A 17358-nucleotide genomic window follows, 5' to 3' on the forward strand; every position below is an offset into this window, starting at 1 on the left:
GATAAAATCACTCATCGGAGAAATGCATTGTGGAACAGTTTGACGCTGTCATCATCGGTGCCGGTGCAGCAGGCATGTTTTGTGCGGCACAGGCAGGACAACGCGGACTGCGTGTTCTACTGCTCGATAACGGCAAGAAGGCTGGCCGGAAAATATTGATGTCCGGGGGCGGGCGCTGCAACTTTACCAATATGTATGCAGAGCCAGCAGCCTATCTGTCTCACAATCCTCACTTTTGTAAATCAGCACTGGCGCGTTATACCCAATGGGATTTCATCAGCCTGGTCAACAGCCACCGCATCGCTTATCACGAGAAAACGCTCGGTCAGCTATTCTGCGATGATTCCGCACAGCAAATCGTGGACATGCTGGTAACAGAATGTGAGCGGGCGAATGTCACCCTCCGTCTGCGCAGTGAAGTGACCTCGGTGGAGAAATCAGACGATCGGTTCACCGTCCAGCTAAGCAACGGCACATCATTCCAGAGCGCATCGTTGGTCGTTGCCTGCGGCGGCCTGTCGATGCCCGGCCTGGGCGCGACGCCGTTTGGCTACCAGCTTGCCACACAGTTCGGTATCAACGTGCTCCCAACTCGTGCTGCACTGGTACCCTTTACGCTACACAAGCCGCTGCTCGAACAGCTGCAAACGCTCTCCGGCGTCTCCGTGCCGACCGTCATCACCGCAGAAAACGGCGTGACGTTCCGTGAAAATATCCTGTTTACGCACCGTGGGCTTTCTGGCCCGGCTATTTTGCAGATCTCCAGCTACTGGCAAGCGGGTGAATTCGTCACCATCAATCTGCTGCCCGATCGCGATCTCACCCAGCTTATTAATGACGAGCGCACCGCTCACCCGAACCAAAGCCTGAAAAACACGCTGGCACAGTGGCTACCTAAACGACTGGTTGAATGCCTACAGGAGTTAGGACAACTGCCGGACGTCACACTGAAACAGCTCAACAGCACACAGCAAACGCAGATTGAACAGAGCCTGCAACAGTGGCGCGTGCAGCCAAACGGTACGGAAGGTTATCGCACTGCCGAAGTCACCATCGGCGGCGTTGACACCCGCGCGCTGTCCTCCAAAACTATGGAAGCCAGCGCGGTGTCGGGGCTGTATTTCATCGGCGAAGTGGTCGATGTGACCGGCTGGCTCGGCGGCTATAACTTCCAATGGGCGTGGAGCTCAGCATGGGCGTGCGCGCAGGCACTGCCTTTTAGCAAATAGGCACTATAATAATCTCTATTCAGCACTCTCCTTTGATTCACGGAGAAAAGGACGTCTCTACATAGGCCTCTGCTGCCAGAAAGGAGATGTGGATGAGCCCTAGACGTAGTAAACCTAAAATCAACATATTGCAGTTACTGGTTGCAGGCATGCTGCCACTGCTGCTGGGTTTATTGTTCACGTTTGTTGAGTCCAGATTAATGGTAAAGCGCGATTTGGAATCCACCGCGCAAATCGCAATGAATCATGCCGAGAATATTTCGACACAGGCATGGCAGATGGTGGATCGCCTCCAGCGCTTTCATGGTCAGCCCTGCGACGTCATCGGCGATGAACTACAACGTCTTGGTTCGGTCTTTTCTTACTTTCGCGCAATCGGCGTTATCCATAATACCGACGTCTATTGCTCTTCAACGTTTGGCAGCACGCTGACACCCATAAGCCGCGTCATTCAACAGCCGCTACCGGAGACCTATTCTGAACGCTGGAGCCTGTCGATTGCCGGTTCAGATAACGTGAAAGAACGCCCGGCGCTGATCTTCGTCCAGATGCCTCCTACGGGTTACGGCGCTTATGCCATGGTCGATGCGCAATATCTGATCGATCTCATGACTGCGATTAGCAAGATTCGCGGCTATCAACTTATCCTGCAAATGGATAACGGTCATCCGATTCAAACGGGCCCAACCATTACGCCGCACAGGAGCCTATTTTCTACCTCTGCGCTTGAAATCAAGTCGAGCCGCTTTCCGATTACCCTCAATATTACCGCCCCCGCCACCCAGGAACTCACCAACTGGAAGCAGGCATTTTTCACGTTTCTGCCACTGGCCATTATTCTCTCTCTGCTTTTCACTACGGCAATGTGGTACTGGCAAAAACGTAAATTATTCTTCCGCGAAGAAATCCGTAAGGGTATCGCTAACGGCGAATTTTCCGTCTATTACCAGCCTATCTATGACACGGAATCACGAGCCTGTACTGGAGTAGAAACGCTACTGCGCTGGCGACGCAGCGACGGGCAGTGGATTAGACCCGATATATTTATCTCTGCCGCCGAAGCAGAAAGTATGATCATTCCCATCACACGACATTTATTTGAACTGGTAGCGTCAGATATCGCCAGTTGGCAGGTAAAACCGGGTTTCCATCTGGGGCTCAACGTTGCAGCAGAGCATTTGCATCACCCAAGTTTCGTATCAGACGTACACCGCTTCGCAGAGAAAGTCGCCGCTCATTCATTAAACATTACGCTGGAACTGACAGAACGTAACCTCATTAGCAACGGCCCTGAAATCATACAGCGCCTGCATCAGCTGCGTGAAGATGGCTTTATGATTGCCATTGATGACTTCGGCACCGGCCACTGTTCACTCTCTTACCTGCAAAATTTTCCGCTGGATTGCCTGAAAATAGACCAGGGATTTGTCGGCGCGGTTTCATCACCGGATGAAGAAGCTCCTATTCTTGATGCCATTATTACTTTGAGCCATCGCATCAAGCTTCAATCCGTAGCGGAAGGCGTGGAAACCGAACAACAGCTCCTGTATTTACAACGGCGCGGCGTCAAATATATACAGGGATTCCTTTATGCCAAGCCAATGGACAATGAATCGTTGCTGGTCTGGCTTCACTATAATGGCAATAAATCGATTGAGAGCTTTATGAATAAAAACAAAGAAGGGGGAAAGCAGTAATAACCGGCGGAAGGCTGTCCACCGGTATTCAATAATAGGCAAATCAGAAACGGTAACCGACACCAATATTAAAACCGTCTACACGCGTTTCATCGATTTTCGTGCCTTCGTAGCCAATATCAATCGCCCAGTTTGCTACTGGCGTAATTTGAATACCTGCACCGTAAGCGAAGCTGGATTTGCTTTCGCTACCAGATTGGCGGAAAGCATCCCCGTCTTCTTCCCAAGTGGATTTGCCGCGGCCAATACCCGCCAGGCCATAAACGCTGACATATTCGTTAAAGCGGTAAGATGGACCAGCCATTAGTGAATAATATTTCAGCTGATAAACATCACTGCTTGAATTCTGATAATACTCAGTTTGTTCCGCGCTCACATAAGTGAAAGAACCGATAATACCGAGCGCAGAATCGCCCTGATAATGGTATTTGGCCGTAATCCCTTTTGGATCTTTAAAGTCATCGACTTTCGCCTGAGCATAACCCAAAGACACTGTTTGTGTCGCCTGAGCAGCAGACATTCCCATGGCACAAGCAATCAAAGTGGAGAGTAGCAGTGTTGTTTTTTTCATGATCGAAACATCTTCCATATTTGAATAAAAAGACGGTTTCAACAAAGCGAATATATAATTATCGCGAATGTTGGCCGCACATAAACTTACATTTAAATACGAAGAGGTAAAGTCAGAATTATTTTTAAATAATCGGATTGAAATTTATTTAAATCATTAAAAAACAAAAAGATAGATATTATTCATGGTAATTAACGTGCGACTATTAACACTATTTTTGGGAACATTCTGAACTGAAGGCCGAGGAAATATGGAAATTTTCGACGCCAAAGAATACGGAGGTAAAACCCTACACTTATAAAGGGAAACTTTTCAAAACGACTATTTTTTAAACAAAAACGTGCTTAAAACGAGATTATTTTTAAACCGATAGTATGAGTAGACGATGATTCGAAACAGGAGAAAAATTGAGGATGACTTACTTGAGAATGGCTTACTGAGGAAGAAAGTTGGTCGGCGAGAGAGGATTCGAACCTCCGACCCACTGGTCCCAAACCAGTTGCGCTACCAAGCTGCGCTACTCGCCGAATGCGGGCGCATATTACTGCTACCTTATTAGAGCGTCAATACCTTTTTAGCAAAAGGATTCCGGCTGTCGTTAAAGTATCCATCTCTTGTATTTACAGCCTGAAACCGACGTCCTTGTCCGTGATTCATATCAATTAGCAGGTTTCTGACACCAGTTATTTTTAGGGTTAATACCGCCGTCAGGCGATGTGTATCCCACACATCCAAGAATCGTATCAAACAGCTCTTCATGGCGATGTGTTTTGCCAACGCGCTGCTGAGCCTTCAACTGCTCAAACGCATGCTGGTTATCGGGATCAGCCAGAAACTTATCCGATGTCCACACCATCATCGGTGAACGGAACTGTTCAGGCGGTGCCATCTGACGCGGCGTGCCGTGCAAATGATAGTTATCATCGATGGATTCACCGTGATCGGAGGCATAAAACACAATCGCTTTCTTATCCCGCACCTGATCGATCACGCTATCAATAAAGCTATCGGTATAGAGCACGCTATTATCGAAAGCATTAATCAACTGCTCACGCGTACAAGAGGCATCAACGCCCATACATTCTGGCTGATAGCGCGCATAGCTGCGGGGATAGCGCATGGAATACAGATAGTGGGAACCTTTGGTATGCAGCACAATCAGGTGCTTACCTTTGGGGTAGCGTGCCAGCGATTCCTTAACCTCGTCGACCAGCAACATATCTTGCACCGACTTGCCGTCATTGTGTTTCTCTGACGCAATCATTTCACGGAAAGAATAGTTGTTTGCCTCGATACTATTGTAAAACCACACCTCACTCTGCATAGCAAACAGCTCAGAGGTAAAGCCCAGCTCTTTCAGCACGGCAAAGATGTTCTGCTCTTTCAGGGTTCGCTGCGGGTTGTCTTCCGTACCGCCTTCCCGCACAAACATACAACGCATGGAAAGCTTGGTTGAGGTATCACACGACTGACCACGGAATGCGACCAGGTTTTTTTCTTTTGATAGCTTCGGCGTCGTATCTCGCTCGTAGCCTAACAGCCCCATATGATCCCATCGGGTGGTTTCACCGATAATGAAAACGACGTAGGTATCGTCAATGCCTTTCGGTGGGACATAGGTAAAATGCTGAGCCGGATCGAAAAGATTAGAAGAATCCTGGCTCTCGTCATACTTGGTGTACGCAAATAATCCTAACGCAGACAACCAGTTAGAAGGCAGATACGAGTGAGCCACCACACCACCATAGCTGGGCAAATCCACATTGGATTCTCGCTCGGACACTGACTGAACGTTGTCCATATAGCGAAGCGGCATCCAAACCAGCGCAACAACGGCGATAAGAACCAGAAGAGGAATCAGCCGCTTTCCCGGTGATTTAAGCTGTTCGATCAGCGTATGGCGTAGCGAGTTCTTCCAGATTAAAAACAGCGGCAGGGCACTTACCACCAGCATCCACAGGAAAAAACGAAAACCAATCACTTCTTTAGAAAGATCAATATCCGTGGTCATGACCGCAGCAATAATGCCATAGCCAATCACAACATTAAAAAACGTCATGTAATAGCTGGCAGCAACGGAGATCAGCACCAAGAGAGAAGCGATTATCCGATAAAAACGGCGTCCCCCGAGTGAAATAATTCTCATCAGGAAAAAGGTAAATAAGATACTCGCGGTCAATTCGACAAGAGCGGGAATAAGCGTTGGAACCTGACTGCCAGCAGAGAGTGAAAAATAATCAAATCGGCGATAATACACTGAGATATTGAGAAAAAGACCAATATAAATTGCCAGGACAAACGATAATTTGGGTTGCGAAAAAGATGCTACAAACTTCATTATGACAAGTGCTCCAACAAACCTTTCTTATTATCTGAAGTTATACGACAACATCCGTATGCCTGAGTTCAACGGAAATAATCAGACGATCAGGCAATTCTATATCGCAAAACAGCAAACAGGCGTAGATCTTTAATTCGTAAATTTTACTTATGATTAAGTCGAGAGAACAGAAAAAAATTGTCCTTTTATGTGAATGAATCCATGAAAAAATAAAAGACACGCTCCCAATCTGTTATGAAAAATTACCACCGCTTATCTATGTACGCCTTCACGACCTAATCGGGCAATTAATTCCACCACGATAGGGTGCTTCAGGAACGCCATAATCTCTTCCGCGCGTCGCTCCCCAATACCAGAGAACTGTCGCCACTGTTGCGCTGTCCATTGCTGTAACGCCAGCCAACCCACATTATCCAATGCGCTACTGGCGGAACGAGGCACAGGAATACCCAGCGCAAGCAGCCAGCGGGATAGTGGCATCTGCCGTGCAGACTGCAAGCTTGTATAAATATCCCGCGCCCGCTTATCGCCCATGCCATTGACCGCATTAAGCTGTGCCTCCGTCAGAGATAGCCATGACAGCACATCCTCCAGTAAATCATGTTGTATCAGGCGCAGCCACATCCCTTCACGCACTCCTGCCAGATTTAAACCATGTTCTCCACTCAACCAGACTAAGCGCGCCAAAAATTGCTGCTGACAAGCCGCGCTATACCGAAAACAGCTAAAAGCATGGAAATCATGTTCATTAGGGGAAACGATGGCAGGCCGCTCAGTGCCACGCCATACCACATTATCCAGACGTGGAATCCCCTGCCCTGCCAGACTGACACTCACCCGATCGCCGGGCAACACATCCCACTGTTTCCAACGCGACAGCGAGCCCACATTCACCCGGCTGACCGATTTGTCATCCAATTTCAAAGGATTAAGCTTCAGTACTACGGCGACTTTACCCGTCCGCCCGACAGAAAATGTCACATCAGCCACTTCCGCAACCTGATGAACAGGTGGGTATTTCCATGCGATCGCCCAGTCGGCTGATGTATTACGCCAATAGCGCCCCTGCGGCTCTTTAGTCTGGCGAATCACCACGCCATCCGTCACGAAGGGCTGTGTACTGTTATACCAGTGATGACGCCATTTCTCCGCGTCGGCGAATGACCCAATGGCATGGGTATAGTCCGCCGTCATCACAAACCCCATTTCCTTCAATTTCTCCAGACGCTCGGGCATCGTCTTTGGGCCATCCGGCCATTCCCAGACAAACAGACCAATCTGCGACAACACGGGAGATGGCTTATGACGACGCATTTCACCGGCCACGACCGAGCGGGCATTAACGCCGCCCTGGGTACGCTGTCGATGATCGGTCATCTTCAAGAAAAGCTCCCCTTGTAGTACCAATGAGGAAGGCGCGTCGGTTAATAAATGAGGAATTCCCGGAATCAGGCGCACCTTTTCCGTCCAGTCTTCGCCTTGCAGGCCGTTACCCCGGCTAACCGCAGACACGAGCTTACCGTGCTGATAGGCCAACGTAACAGCCACACCATCAACTTTTGGCTGAATCCATAAATCCTCACGCGATGCGATCCATTGCATCAGCTGTCGACGATCGGACAATTTTTTCAGTCCCGTATGGGCAACAGGGTGAGGCTGCTTACCATTATCGGGTAACCGAGCAGGAATAGCGTTTTGAGGCTGAAAACAGCCTAACCACTGGTTTAACTGGTCCCGCAGTTGATCGTAAACATCATCTTCTATCGGGCTTTTCCCTTCGGTGTAATACACGTCATCCCACTGTTCTAGCTGGTGACGCAATGCATCAATTTCCTTGCCGGAACGCGTGCTATCCCAATCGGGGCACACCGCAGCCATGGCAGGGAAATTGCTGATGCTCCCCATGACGATGATGATTAAAAATGTACGAATCCTGAGCCACATAACCCCTCCTGCCATCCATTAGCGAAGGGCCGCAGTACATAGCAACGGAGAGGAAAATACGAGGCAAAAAAAGGAGAAATGCTAAACGCGCCGCAAGATGATTCATCGTTTGCAGCAGCGATAAAAAAGACGGGAACGCGCTTCGCAATCTAAAAAAGAAACATTGGCAAAAAATTTTCCCGATGGCATAACGAAAAAACAGTCAGCGGAGAATTTATCGCAGCGCGACTGATGACATATAGGCGTGTATAATGCGGAGAAATGCGCATTTTTCTGCTGCATATCACCATTCACCACCGTAACCGTTAATAAAACTTCATTATGGCTCAAGGCACGTTATATATCGTTTCTGCTCCCAGTGGAGCTGGGAAATCCAGCCTGATTCAGGCGTTATTAAAAACTCAGCCGCTTTACGACACTCAGGTATCGATTTCGCATACCACGCGAGCGAAACGACCGGGAGAAAACCACGGCGAGCACTATTTCTTCGTCGAAGTCGATGAATTTAAGCGTATGATTCAGGATAACGAGTTTCTGGAACACGCTGAAGTCTTTGGCAATTACTACGGCACATCCCGGCCGGCAATTGAGCAGGTATTAGCGACTGGCGTTGATGTTTTTCTGGATATCGATTGGCAAGGAGCCAAGCAAATCCGCGCCCAGATGCAGCACGCGCGCAGTATTTTCATTCTGCCGCCGTCAAAAGAAGAGTTGGCTCGCCGCCTGCGTGGTCGTGGACAAGACAGCGATGAAGTGATTGCCCGTCGTATGTCTCAGGCAGTGGCTGAAATGACGCACTACGGCGAGTATGATTACCTGATTGTGAATGATGATTTCGATCTGGCGCTGCTCGATCTAAAAACCATTATTCGCGCCGAACGTCTGCGTTTGAGCAGACAACAGGTTCGGCATGATGCATTAATCACCAAACTATTGGCAGACTGACGCCTCTTTCAGTATGATGCGCAGTCATTTTATTTCCTGTGGAGTAGCACATTATGGCACGCGTAACTGTTCAAGACGCTGTAGAGAAAATTGGTAACCGTTTTGACCTGGTGTTGGTCGCTGCTCGTCGCGCCCGTCAAATCCAGACTGGCGGCAAAGATCCGCTGGTTCCTGAAGAAAACGATAAGTACACCGTGATCGCACTGCGTGAAATCGAAGAAGGTCTGATCAACAACCAGATTCTGGATGTTCGTGACCGTCAGGAACAGCAAGAGCAGGAAGCCGCAGAGATTCAGGCGGTTACCGCGATTGCTGAAGGCCGTCGTTAATCACACCACGAGTCGCCCTTGTACATTTTTGAAAGCCTTAATCTGCTGATTCAACGTTATCTGCCAGAAGACCAGATCAAACGTTTACAGCAGGCTTACTTAGTTGCACGTGATGCTCACGAGGGGCAGACTCGCTCCAGCGGTGAACCCTACATCACACACCCTGTTGCTGTCGCCTGTATTCTGGCGGAGATGCGTCTCGATTACGAAACGCTGATGGCAGCACTGCTGCATGATGTCATAGAAGACACCCCCGCCACCTATCAGGACATGGAACAGCTTTTTGGTAAAAGCGTTGCTGAACTGGTAGAGGGCGTGTCCAAGCTGGACAAGTTGAAGTTCCGCGATAAGAAAGAAGCGCAGGCTGAAAACTTTCGCAAAATGATCATGGCGATGGTGCAAGATATTCGCGTCATCCTGATCAAACTCGCAGACCGTACCCATAACATGCGCACACTGGGCTCATTGCGCCCGGACAAGCGCCGCCGCATTGCCCGTGAAACACTGGAAATATACAGTCCACTGGCACATCGACTGGGTATCCATCATCTCAAAACCGAGCTGGAAGAACTGGGTTTTGAGGCGCTGTATCCGAACCGTTATCGCGTCATTAAAGAGGTCGTCAAGGCCGCACGCGGTAACCGTAAGGAGATGATTCAAAAAATCCTGTCGGAAATCGAAGGGCGTTTGACTGAAGCCGGGATTGCCTGCCGCGTCAGCGGTCGCGAAAAACACCTGTATTCCATCTACTGCAAAATGCACCTGAAAGAACAGCGTTTTCACTCCATCATGGATATCTACGCGTTTCGGGTCATCGTGAAAGAGTTGGACACCTGCTATCGCGTGCTCGGTCAGGTTCACAGCCTGTATAAGCCGCGCCCAGGTCGGGTAAAAGACTACATTGCCATTCCCAAAGCCAACGGCTATCAGTCGCTGCACACGTCTCTGATTGGTCCGCACGGCGTGCCGGTCGAAGTACAGATTCGTACCGACGACATGGACCAAATGGCGGAAATGGGTGTTGCCGCGCACTGGGCCTATAAAGAAGGCGAAAGCAGCACTACCGCACAGGTACGCGCTCAACGCTGGATGCAAAGCCTGCTGGAACTCCAGCAAAGCGCCGGTAGCTCATTCGAATTTATCGAAAGCGTGAAGTCCGATCTCTTCCCTGACGAGATGTACGTCTTTACGCCGGAAGGCCGTATTGTGGAACTCCCCGCAGGCGCGACACCCGTCGATTTCGCCTACGCGGTACACACCGATATCGGGCATGCCTGCGTCGGCGCCCGCGTCGACCGCCAGCCTTACCCGCTGTCACAGTCGCTCACCAGCGGCCAAACCGTTGAAATCATTACCGCGCCGGGTGCCAGACCAAACGCCGCCTGGCTTAATTTCGTGGTGAGCTCCAGAGCACGCTCCAAAATTCGTCAGATGCTGAAAAACCTCAAGCGTGATGACTCCGTGAGCCTCGGTCGCCGTTTGCTGAATCACGCATTGGGCAACGGTCGCAAACTCTCCGACATCCCTGAAAAGTCGATTCAGCTTGAGCTTGAGCGCATGAAGCTCGCTACGCTGGACGATCTGATGGCGGAAATTGGTATGGGTAATGCCATGAGCGTCGTTGTGGCGAAAAATCTGCTGAACGAACAATCTGAACTGGGAACCACCGGGCTGCGCAAGTTGCCGATCAAAGGCGCAGATGGCGTCATGATCTCATTTGCCAAGTGCTGCCGCCCTATCCCCGGTGACCCGATTATTGCCCACGTCAGCCCCGGTAAAGGGCTGGTTATTCACCATGAATCCTGTCGCAATATTCGCGGCTATCAGAAAGAACCTGAAAAATTCATGGCGGTAGAGTGGGATAAGGTGACGGAACAAGAGTTCATCGCCGAAATCAAAGTCGATATGTTCAACCATCAGGGCGCGCTGGCGAACCTGACGGCAGCGATCAACGCCGCGAACTCCAATATTCAGAGCATCAATACGGAAGAGAAGGACGGCCGCGTATACAGTGCCTTTATCCGTCTCACGACTCTCGATCGCGTTCATCTGGCCAATATTATGCGTAAAATCCGCGTGATGCCGGATGTCATCAAAGTTAACCGTAACCGAAATTAATCGTCATGACCCCTCAACGTTATGCACGTATAAAAGAAATGCTCAACTGTCGTCAGCCCGATCTGACGATTTGCATGGAGCAGGTGCATAAACCCCATAATATTTCCGCCGTTATCCGTACGGCGGATGCCGTCGGCGTGCATCAGGTCCATGCGATTTGGCCCACCAGCCGGATGAAAACGCTGGTTTCCTCCGCCGCAGGCAGCAATAGCTGGGTACAGGTGAAAACCCATCGCAATATCGGTGATGCAGTCGGCCATCTGAAAGCAGAAGGCATGCAGGTTCTGGCGACCAATTTGTCTGAACATGCCGTCGATTTTCGGGAAATTGATTACACCCGCCCCACCTGTATTCTGCTCGGGCAAGAAAAAACCGGTATTACTGCCGAAGCGCTCAAACTGGCCGATCGGGATATCATCATTCCGATGACTGGCATGGTGCAGTCGCTGAATGTCTCCGTTGCCTCAGCGTTGATCCTGTATGAAGCGCAACGCCAGCGCCAGATCGCCGGTATGTACCAGCGTGAAGACAGCCCGCTTGATGAAGAAGAGCAGCAGCGCCTGCTTTTCGAAGGGGGCTACCCGGTACTGGCGCGCGTCGCAAAACGTAAAGGACTGCCTCGTCCTTATATTGACCATCAGGGTCAGATTGTAGCGGATACCCCGTGGTGGGCCGCGATGCAATCGTCGGAGTGCTGATGAAAGGCCGCCTGCTGAACACCCAACCGCTGAGTACACTTACTGGCGTGGGTGCAAGTCAGGCAGCGAAGCTCGCGCGACTCGGGCTGGAAACCGTGCAGGATCTCCTCCTGCATTTACCTCTGCGCTACGAAGACCGCACGCATCTTTACCCGATTGGCGACCTCCTCCCAGGTATGTATGCCACCGTGGAAGGTGAAATCCTACGCAACGACATCACCTTTGGCAGCCGTCGCATGTTGACCTGCCAAATCAGCGACGGCAGCGGCATGCTGACCATGCGTTTCTTCAATTTCAGCGCCGCGATGAAAAACAGCCTCGCACCGGGACAGCGCGTTACCGCTTATGGTGAAATCAAGCGTGGCAAAATCGGCGCGGAGATCATCCATCCTGAATATAGAGTTCAGGGGGATAGTACGCAGGTCGAGTTACAAGAATCGCTCACGCCGGTTTACCCTTCCACAGAGGGCGTTCGTCAGGCCACGCTCCGCAAACTGACCGATCAGGCGCTGGCGTTGCTCGATGCCAACCACATCGATGAGCTGCTGCCTGAATCTCTAAGCCGTTCGCTCATTAGCCTGCCGGACGCACTACGCACCTTACATCGTCCCCCGCCGGATATGCAGCTCAGCGAGCTTGAGCACGGGAAACACCCGGCACAACAGCGGTTGATTATGGAAGAACTGCTGGCGCATAACCTGAGTATGCTCGCGGTGCGGGCGGGGGAACAACGGCATAAAGCCTCACCACTACAGGCACAAGACGGTTTGAAGCAACAGTTGCTCGCTGCGCTGCCGTTCAAACCCACGCAGGCGCAAGAACGTGTCGTAGCCGAAATTGAAGCGGATATGGCGAAAGATTTCCCGATGATGCGTCTGGTGCAGGGCGATGTGGGTTCAGGAAAAACGCTGGTCGCCGCGCTGGCAGCATTACGCGCCATTGCCAACGGCAAGCAGGTCGCGCTGATGGCACCCACAGAGCTATTGGCCGAACAGCACGCCCATAATTTCCGCCAGTGGTTTGAACCACTAGGGCTTGAAGTCGGCTGGCTGGCTGGCAAACAAAAAGGGAAAGCGCGTCAGGCGCAGCAGGGTGCCATCGCCAGCGGTCAGGTTTCCATGGTTGTCGGGACGCACGCTATTTTCCAGCAGCAGGTACAATTCAACGGGCTGGCATTGGTCATTATCGATGAACAGCACCGCTTTGGCGTGCATCAACGCCTTGCGCTGTGGGAAAAAGGCGAAGAACAGGGCTTTCATGCCCATCAATTGATTATGACCGCGACACCGATTCCCCGTACGCTGGCGATGACGGCCTATGCCGATCTGGATACGTCCGTCATTGATGAACTGCCGCCGGGCAGAACCCCCGTCACCACCGTCGCCATACCCGATTCACGCCGCAGCGACATTATCGAACGCGTGAATAATGCCTGTCAGCAGGAAGGGCGACAGGCCTATTGGGTGTGTACGCTGATCGAAGAATCCGACCTGCTAGAAGCGCAGGCAGCAGAAGCCACCAGCGAAGAGCTGAAGGCTGCCCTGCCGAATCTCAAGGTTGGATTGGTTCACGGCCGCATGAAAGCGCAGGAAAAGCAGGCGGTAATGCAGGCTTTCAAACAGGGCGAACTGCAACTGCTGGTAGCGACCACCGTCATCGAGGTAGGTGTGGATGTACCGAATGCCAGCCTGATGATCATTGAGAACCCTGAGCGTCTGGGCTTAGCGCAACTGCACCAGTTGCGCGGGCGCGTCGGACGCGGTGCGGTGGCATCTCACTGCGTGCTGCTCTACAAAACGCCAATGAGCAAGACTGCACAAAAGCGGCTCCAGGTTCTACGCGATAGCAACGATGGCTTTGTTATCGCGCAGCGCGATCTGGAAATTCGCGGGCCGGGAGAATTACTCGGTACGCGCCAGACGGGTAATGCCGAGTTTAAAGTCGCTGACCTCCTGCGCGATCAGGGCCTGATTCCACAGGTACAGCGCGTTGCTCGCCACTTACACGAACACTATCCCGAGCATGCCGTTGCACTAATCGAACGCTGGCTACCCGAGCGCGCACGCTACACCAACGCCTGATTGCGGCTATGTATTCTGCATTTTTCCTAAAAGTATCCCCTTAAATAATAAGGCCTTGCTTATCAGACAAAATTCATATCGAAAAGATGAGTTAGCAAACGTTTGCTTTCAGCAAAGAGATCATTAAAATGCGCTCTTTGTCGTTTCAGGAACGCCAACTTACATCATGACTACCACCACGGAAACGTCCCAAACAGAAGCCGCTGCTGCACCTCAGCGCAGTGAACTCATCTATCATCTTGAAGATCGGCCGCCGCTGCCGCAAACGCTGTTCGCCGCCAGTCAGCACTTGCTTGCCATGTTTGTTGCGGTGATTACCCCCGCGCTACTGATCTGTCAGGCATTAGGTTTACCCGCTGAGGATACGCAGCGCATCATCAGCATGTCGCTTTTCGCTTCCGGTCTGGCCTCTATTCTACAAATTAAAACCTGGGGCCCTGTCGGTTCTGGTCTGCTGTCTATTCAGGGCACCAGCTTTAACTTCGTGACGCCGCTGATTATGGGTGGATTGGCGCTGAAAAACGGCGGTGCAGATGTTCCCACGATGATGGCAGCACTGTTCGGTACGCTGATGGTCGCTTCCTTCACCGAAATCATTCTTTCACGCTTCCTGCATTTAACCCGCCGCATTATTACCCCGCTGGTTTCCGGCATTGTGGTGATGATCATTGGGCTGTCGCTGATTCAAGTCGGCCTGACCTCCATCGGCGGCGGCTATGCCGCAATGGGTAATAACACCTTCGGCGCCCCCAAGAACTTACTCTTAGCGGGTGTGGTGTTGCTGGTTATTATTCTGCTTAACCGCCAGCGTAATCCTTACCTGCGCGTCGCATCGCTGGTGATTGCCATGGCGGTGGGTTATCTGGGTGCCTGGTTGATGGGAATGCTGCCGGAAAATGCGCCTGCTCAAAACGACACGGTCATTATGGTGCCCACACCGCTGCATTATGGTCTAGGCTTTGACTGGAACCTGTTGATTCCGCTGATGCTGGTCTTCATGGTGACCTCGTTAGAAACCATCGGTGACATCACCGCGACCTCCGACGTTTCAGAGCAGCCAGTCAGAGGCCCGCTGTACATGAAACGCTTAAAAGGCGGCGTGCTGGCAAACGGCCTGAACTCTTGCCTTTCTGCCGTATTCAACACCTTCCCCAACTCTTGCTTCGGCCAGAATAACGGCGTCATCCAGCTTACCGGTGTTGCCAGCCGCTATGTGGGTTTCGTGGTTTCGCTGATGCTGATCGCACTAGGGCTGTTCCCTGCCGTTAGCGGATTTGTGCAGCATATTCCAGAGCCAGTTCTGGGCGGTGCCACTATCGTGATGTTTGGTACGATCGCCGCTTCTGGTGTGCGCATTGTGTCCCGTGAGCCGCTGAATCGTCGTGCGATCATGATTATTGCGCTGTCGCTGGCTGTTGGCCTTGGCGTATCGCAGCAGCCGCTGATTCTGCAGTTCGCACCGGATTGGATTAAAACATTACTGTCTTCCGGTATCGCCGCTGGCGGGATTACGGCAATCGTGCTGAATATTGTCTTCCCACACGAAGAAAAATAGCGCCAGCCCGCAATAATTTCAGTTCAGTTCATGTAAAAGCGAGCGGTGATGCAACACCGCTCGCTTTTTACTGTCTGTAACAGCATTACCTATTGAGCCTTCAGGGAAATTGCGGCATAAGAACAGTTCTCCCTGACGATTGGCATGGACTGACACGATGAAATTTATCGGGAAATTATTGCTGACCCTACTGCTGCTAGCCTTTTTAGCGCTAGTAGTCGTATATGTATTACTGCAAACCAGTTGGGCAGCAGGCTGGGTGAGTAATTGGGTAAACCAGAATACCGACTACCAGTTGTCACTGGGCAAAATTAATCATGACTGGTCAACAGCCGATCATATCCAATTCACCGATGTCAGTTTTGGCCAGAAAAATCAGCCACCGACACTCACGGCAAAGCAAATTTCAGCCGGGTTTAGCGCCCGTCAAATTACCGATCCGCGCCACTTCGCCAGCCTCGAACTGGAAGGCGGTACGCTAAACCTTTCCTCACAGGCCGCCACACTCCCTATCGAAGCCGATGTACTACAGCTGCGTACAATGGCACTGCAGGCAAAGGACGGCGATTGGCGTCTGAACGGTCAACAAATTAACGGCGGCATAATGCCGTGGCAGCCCGAGGCAGGCTATGTGCTGGGTAAACAGGGGCAGTTCCAGCTCAGCGCCCGCTCACTCGAACTCAACGATATTCCCGCCAGTCAGGTATTGGTTCAGGGCGAAATCAACCACAATCAGCTGATTCTGAGCAATTTCGGCGCAGATGTCGCTCAGGGGCAGCTAACGGGCAATGCCAGCCGCGCAGAAGACGGCAGTTGGCAGATCGGTAACCTGCGACTCAGCAATGTCCGTTTGCAAACGCAGAGAACGCCGGAGGCCTTCTGGCAACCCGTGACCGAACTGCCTTCTGTTACCGTTGACCGCTTTGATCTGATTGATGCCCGTATTGAAGGACCGGGATGGGCGTTTATCGACCTTGATGTTGCCCTGCAAAATGTCACGTTTAAGCAGAATGACTGGCAGAGCGAGGGTGGAACGCTGTCATTCAATGCGACTGACATTGTGAACGGCAACATGCACCTTATCGACCCTATCGTGAATCTGGACTTGTCACCGGCGGGCGTTAACATCAAGCAGTTTTCTACGCGCTGGGAAGGCGGTTTACTGCGAACCAACGGCAGTTGGCAGCGTAGTAACCACCGTTTAGAGCTGAATGAGTTTGTTGTCGCAGGGATGGAGTACACGCTCCCCAGCGACTGGCGTCAACGGTGGCAAGCGACCCTGCCATCATGGCTGGCAGAAGTGAATGTGCGAAAATTCACGGCGAACCGCAATCTGCTGATCGATATCAATCCGGATTTCCCCTTCCAGCTAACTGCATTAGATGGCTACGGCAGCAATTTGCTACTGGCTCGCAATCACCAGTGGGGAATGTGGACAGGGTCGTTGAATCTTAATGCCAGCGACGCGACGTTTAATAAAGTCGATGTCCGCCGTCCTTCGATGGCACTGGTAGCCGACGATAATCAGATCGCCATTAACGAACTCAGCGCGTTTACGCAAAATGGCATGCTGGATGCCAAGGCAACGATCAATCAGCAACCGGCACGCAATTTTTCCCTGTCACTGACAGGACGCGCCGTACCGCTGGATGTTCTGACACGTTGGGGATGGCCAGACCCCGCAACCGCACCGACGGGCAATACAAATCTGCAATTGCAACTGAATGGACGGCTTGCCGCTGATACGCAGTTGAAGCCAACGCTAACTGGCACGCTACAAGGTGTGGATAGCAATGATCATCCCATCAGACAGCAAATGCATCAGGGAACCGTGACAGAAACGCAATAAA

At 51.4% G+C, this 17358-nt stretch carries 12 protein-coding genes and 1 tRNA gene; 9 read left to right on the forward strand and 4 right to left on the reverse strand.

Features of this window, described 5'->3' with window-relative positions; genetic code table 11:
* The first annotated feature begins 29 nt into the window (after window positions 1–29).
* Together MYB54_RS21465 and MYB54_RS21470 are read left to right on the forward strand one after the other, a co-directional pair.
* Window positions 30–1229 (forward strand): BaiN/RdsA family NAD(P)/FAD-dependent oxidoreductase, encoded by a 1200-nt coding sequence (locus MYB54_RS21465; protein ID WP_205595240.1) that lies wholly within the window; start codon window positions 30–32, stop codon window positions 1227–1229.
* 92 nt (window positions 1230–1321) lie between these two features.
* Entirely contained in the window at window positions 1322–2926 is a 1605-nt protein-coding gene (locus tag MYB54_RS21470; protein ID WP_248721343.1) for an EAL domain-containing protein, read from the forward strand.
* A gap of 43 nt (window positions 2927–2969) precedes the next feature.
* Here the strand turns inward: MYB54_RS21470 and MYB54_RS21475 are convergent, their stop codons facing one another.
* The 4 genes from MYB54_RS21475 to ligB form a co-directional block, all read right to left on the reverse strand.
* Complete coding sequence (locus MYB54_RS21475) at window positions 2970–3497, reverse strand: Ail/Lom family outer membrane beta-barrel protein (protein ID WP_039527973.1); 528 nt, start codon at window positions 3495–3497, stop codon at window positions 2970–2972.
* Window positions 3498–3947: 450 nt separating this feature from the next.
* Window positions 3948–4024, reverse strand: a tRNA-Pro gene (locus MYB54_RS21480).
* A gap of 131 nt (window positions 4025–4155) precedes the next feature.
* Window positions 4156–5835 carry a kdo(2)-lipid A phosphoethanolamine 7''-transferase gene (gene eptB, locus MYB54_RS21485; RefSeq protein WP_205533902.1) on the reverse strand — a complete coding sequence of 560 codons (1680 nt, stop codon included), beginning with the start codon at window positions 5833–5835 and terminating at the stop codon, window positions 4156–4158.
* A gap of 255 nt (window positions 5836–6090) precedes the next feature.
* Window positions 6091–7782, reverse strand: coding sequence for an NAD-dependent DNA ligase LigB (gene ligB, locus MYB54_RS21490; RefSeq protein WP_248721344.1), 1692 nt, complete (start codon window positions 7780–7782; stop codon window positions 6091–6093).
* A gap of 321 nt (window positions 7783–8103) precedes the next feature.
* On the opposite strand from ligB, the gene gmk reads away from it, so the two are divergent.
* The 7 genes from gmk (at window position 8104) to MYB54_RS21525 (ending at window position 17357) form a co-directional block, all read left to right on the forward strand.
* On the forward strand, window positions 8104–8727 hold the full coding sequence (gene gmk, locus MYB54_RS21495) for a guanylate kinase (RefSeq protein WP_014913644.1): 624 nt from the start codon (window positions 8104–8106) through the stop codon (window positions 8725–8727).
* A gap of 53 nt (window positions 8728–8780) precedes the next feature.
* Complete coding sequence (gene rpoZ, locus MYB54_RS21500; RefSeq protein ID WP_005968230.1) at window positions 8781–9056, forward strand: DNA-directed RNA polymerase subunit omega; 276 nt, start codon at window positions 8781–8783, stop codon at window positions 9054–9056.
* A gap of 18 nt (window positions 9057–9074) precedes the next feature.
* Complete coding sequence (spoT, locus tag MYB54_RS21505) at window positions 9075–11174, forward strand: bifunctional GTP diphosphokinase/guanosine-3',5'-bis pyrophosphate 3'-pyrophosphohydrolase (protein WP_010281663.1); 2100 nt, start codon at window positions 9075–9077, stop codon at window positions 11172–11174.
* A 5-nt stretch (window positions 11175–11179) separates the two neighbouring features.
* Window positions 11180–11872, forward strand: a complete 693-nt coding sequence (gene trmH, locus MYB54_RS21510; RefSeq protein WP_014913643.1) for a tRNA (guanosine(18)-2'-O)-methyltransferase TrmH — start codon at window positions 11180–11182, stop codon at window positions 11870–11872.
* Window positions 11872–13953: an ATP-dependent DNA helicase RecG gene (gene recG / locus MYB54_RS21515; protein ID WP_248721992.1), complete on the forward strand. Its 2082-nt coding sequence runs from the start codon at window positions 11872–11874 to the stop codon at window positions 13951–13953. Before trmH ends, recG begins: the two co-directional genes overlap by 1 nt.
* 166 nt (window positions 13954–14119) lie before the next feature.
* Window positions 14120–15508, forward strand: a complete 1389-nt coding sequence (locus tag MYB54_RS21520; protein WP_010281660.1) for a nucleobase:cation symporter-2 family protein — start codon at window positions 14120–14122, stop codon at window positions 15506–15508.
* Window positions 15509–15665: 157 nt separating this feature from the next.
* Complete coding sequence (locus tag MYB54_RS21525) at window positions 15666–17357, forward strand: AsmA family protein (RefSeq protein WP_205593304.1); 1692 nt, start codon at window positions 15666–15668, stop codon at window positions 17355–17357.
* Window position 17358 lies beyond the last annotated feature (1 nt).

Source organism: Pectobacterium nicotianae, assembly GCF_023272715.1.
Classification (GTDB): domain Bacteria; phylum Pseudomonadota; class Gammaproteobacteria; order Enterobacterales; family Enterobacteriaceae; genus Pectobacterium; species Pectobacterium brasiliense.

Bases quoted from the DNA above. Each gene is read 5' to 3' on its own strand.
- eptB (WP_205533902.1), bottom strand. From the start codon at position 5,835: ATGAAGTTTGTAGCATCTTTTTCGCAACCCAAATTATCGTTTGTCCTG.
- ligB (WP_248721344.1), bottom strand. From the start codon at position 7,782: ATGTGGCTCAGGATTCGTACATTTTTAATCATCATCGTCATGGGGAGC.
- gmk (WP_014913644.1), top strand. From the start codon at position 8,104: ATGGCTCAAGGCACGTTATATATCGTTTCTGCTCCCAGTGGAGCTGGG.
- trmH (WP_014913643.1), top strand. From the start codon at position 11,180: ATGACCCCTCAACGTTATGCACGTATAAAAGAAATGCTCAACTGTCGT.
- MYB54_RS21475 (WP_039527973.1), bottom strand. From the start codon at position 3,497: ATGAAAAAAACAACACTGCTACTCTCCACTTTGATTGCTTGTGCCATG.
- rpoZ (WP_005968230.1), top strand. From the start codon at position 8,781: ATGGCACGCGTAACTGTTCAAGACGCTGTAGAGAAAATTGGTAACCGT.
- recG (WP_248721992.1), top strand. From the start codon at position 11,872: ATGAAAGGCCGCCTGCTGAACACCCAACCGCTGAGTACACTTACTGGC.
- MYB54_RS21470 (WP_248721343.1), top strand. From the start codon at position 1,322: ATGAGCCCTAGACGTAGTAAACCTAAAATCAACATATTGCAGTTACTG.
- MYB54_RS21520 (WP_010281660.1), top strand. From the start codon at position 14,120: ATGACTACCACCACGGAAACGTCCCAAACAGAAGCCGCTGCTGCACCT.
- MYB54_RS21525 (WP_205593304.1), top strand. From the start codon at position 15,666: ATGAAATTTATCGGGAAATTATTGCTGACCCTACTGCTGCTAGCCTTT.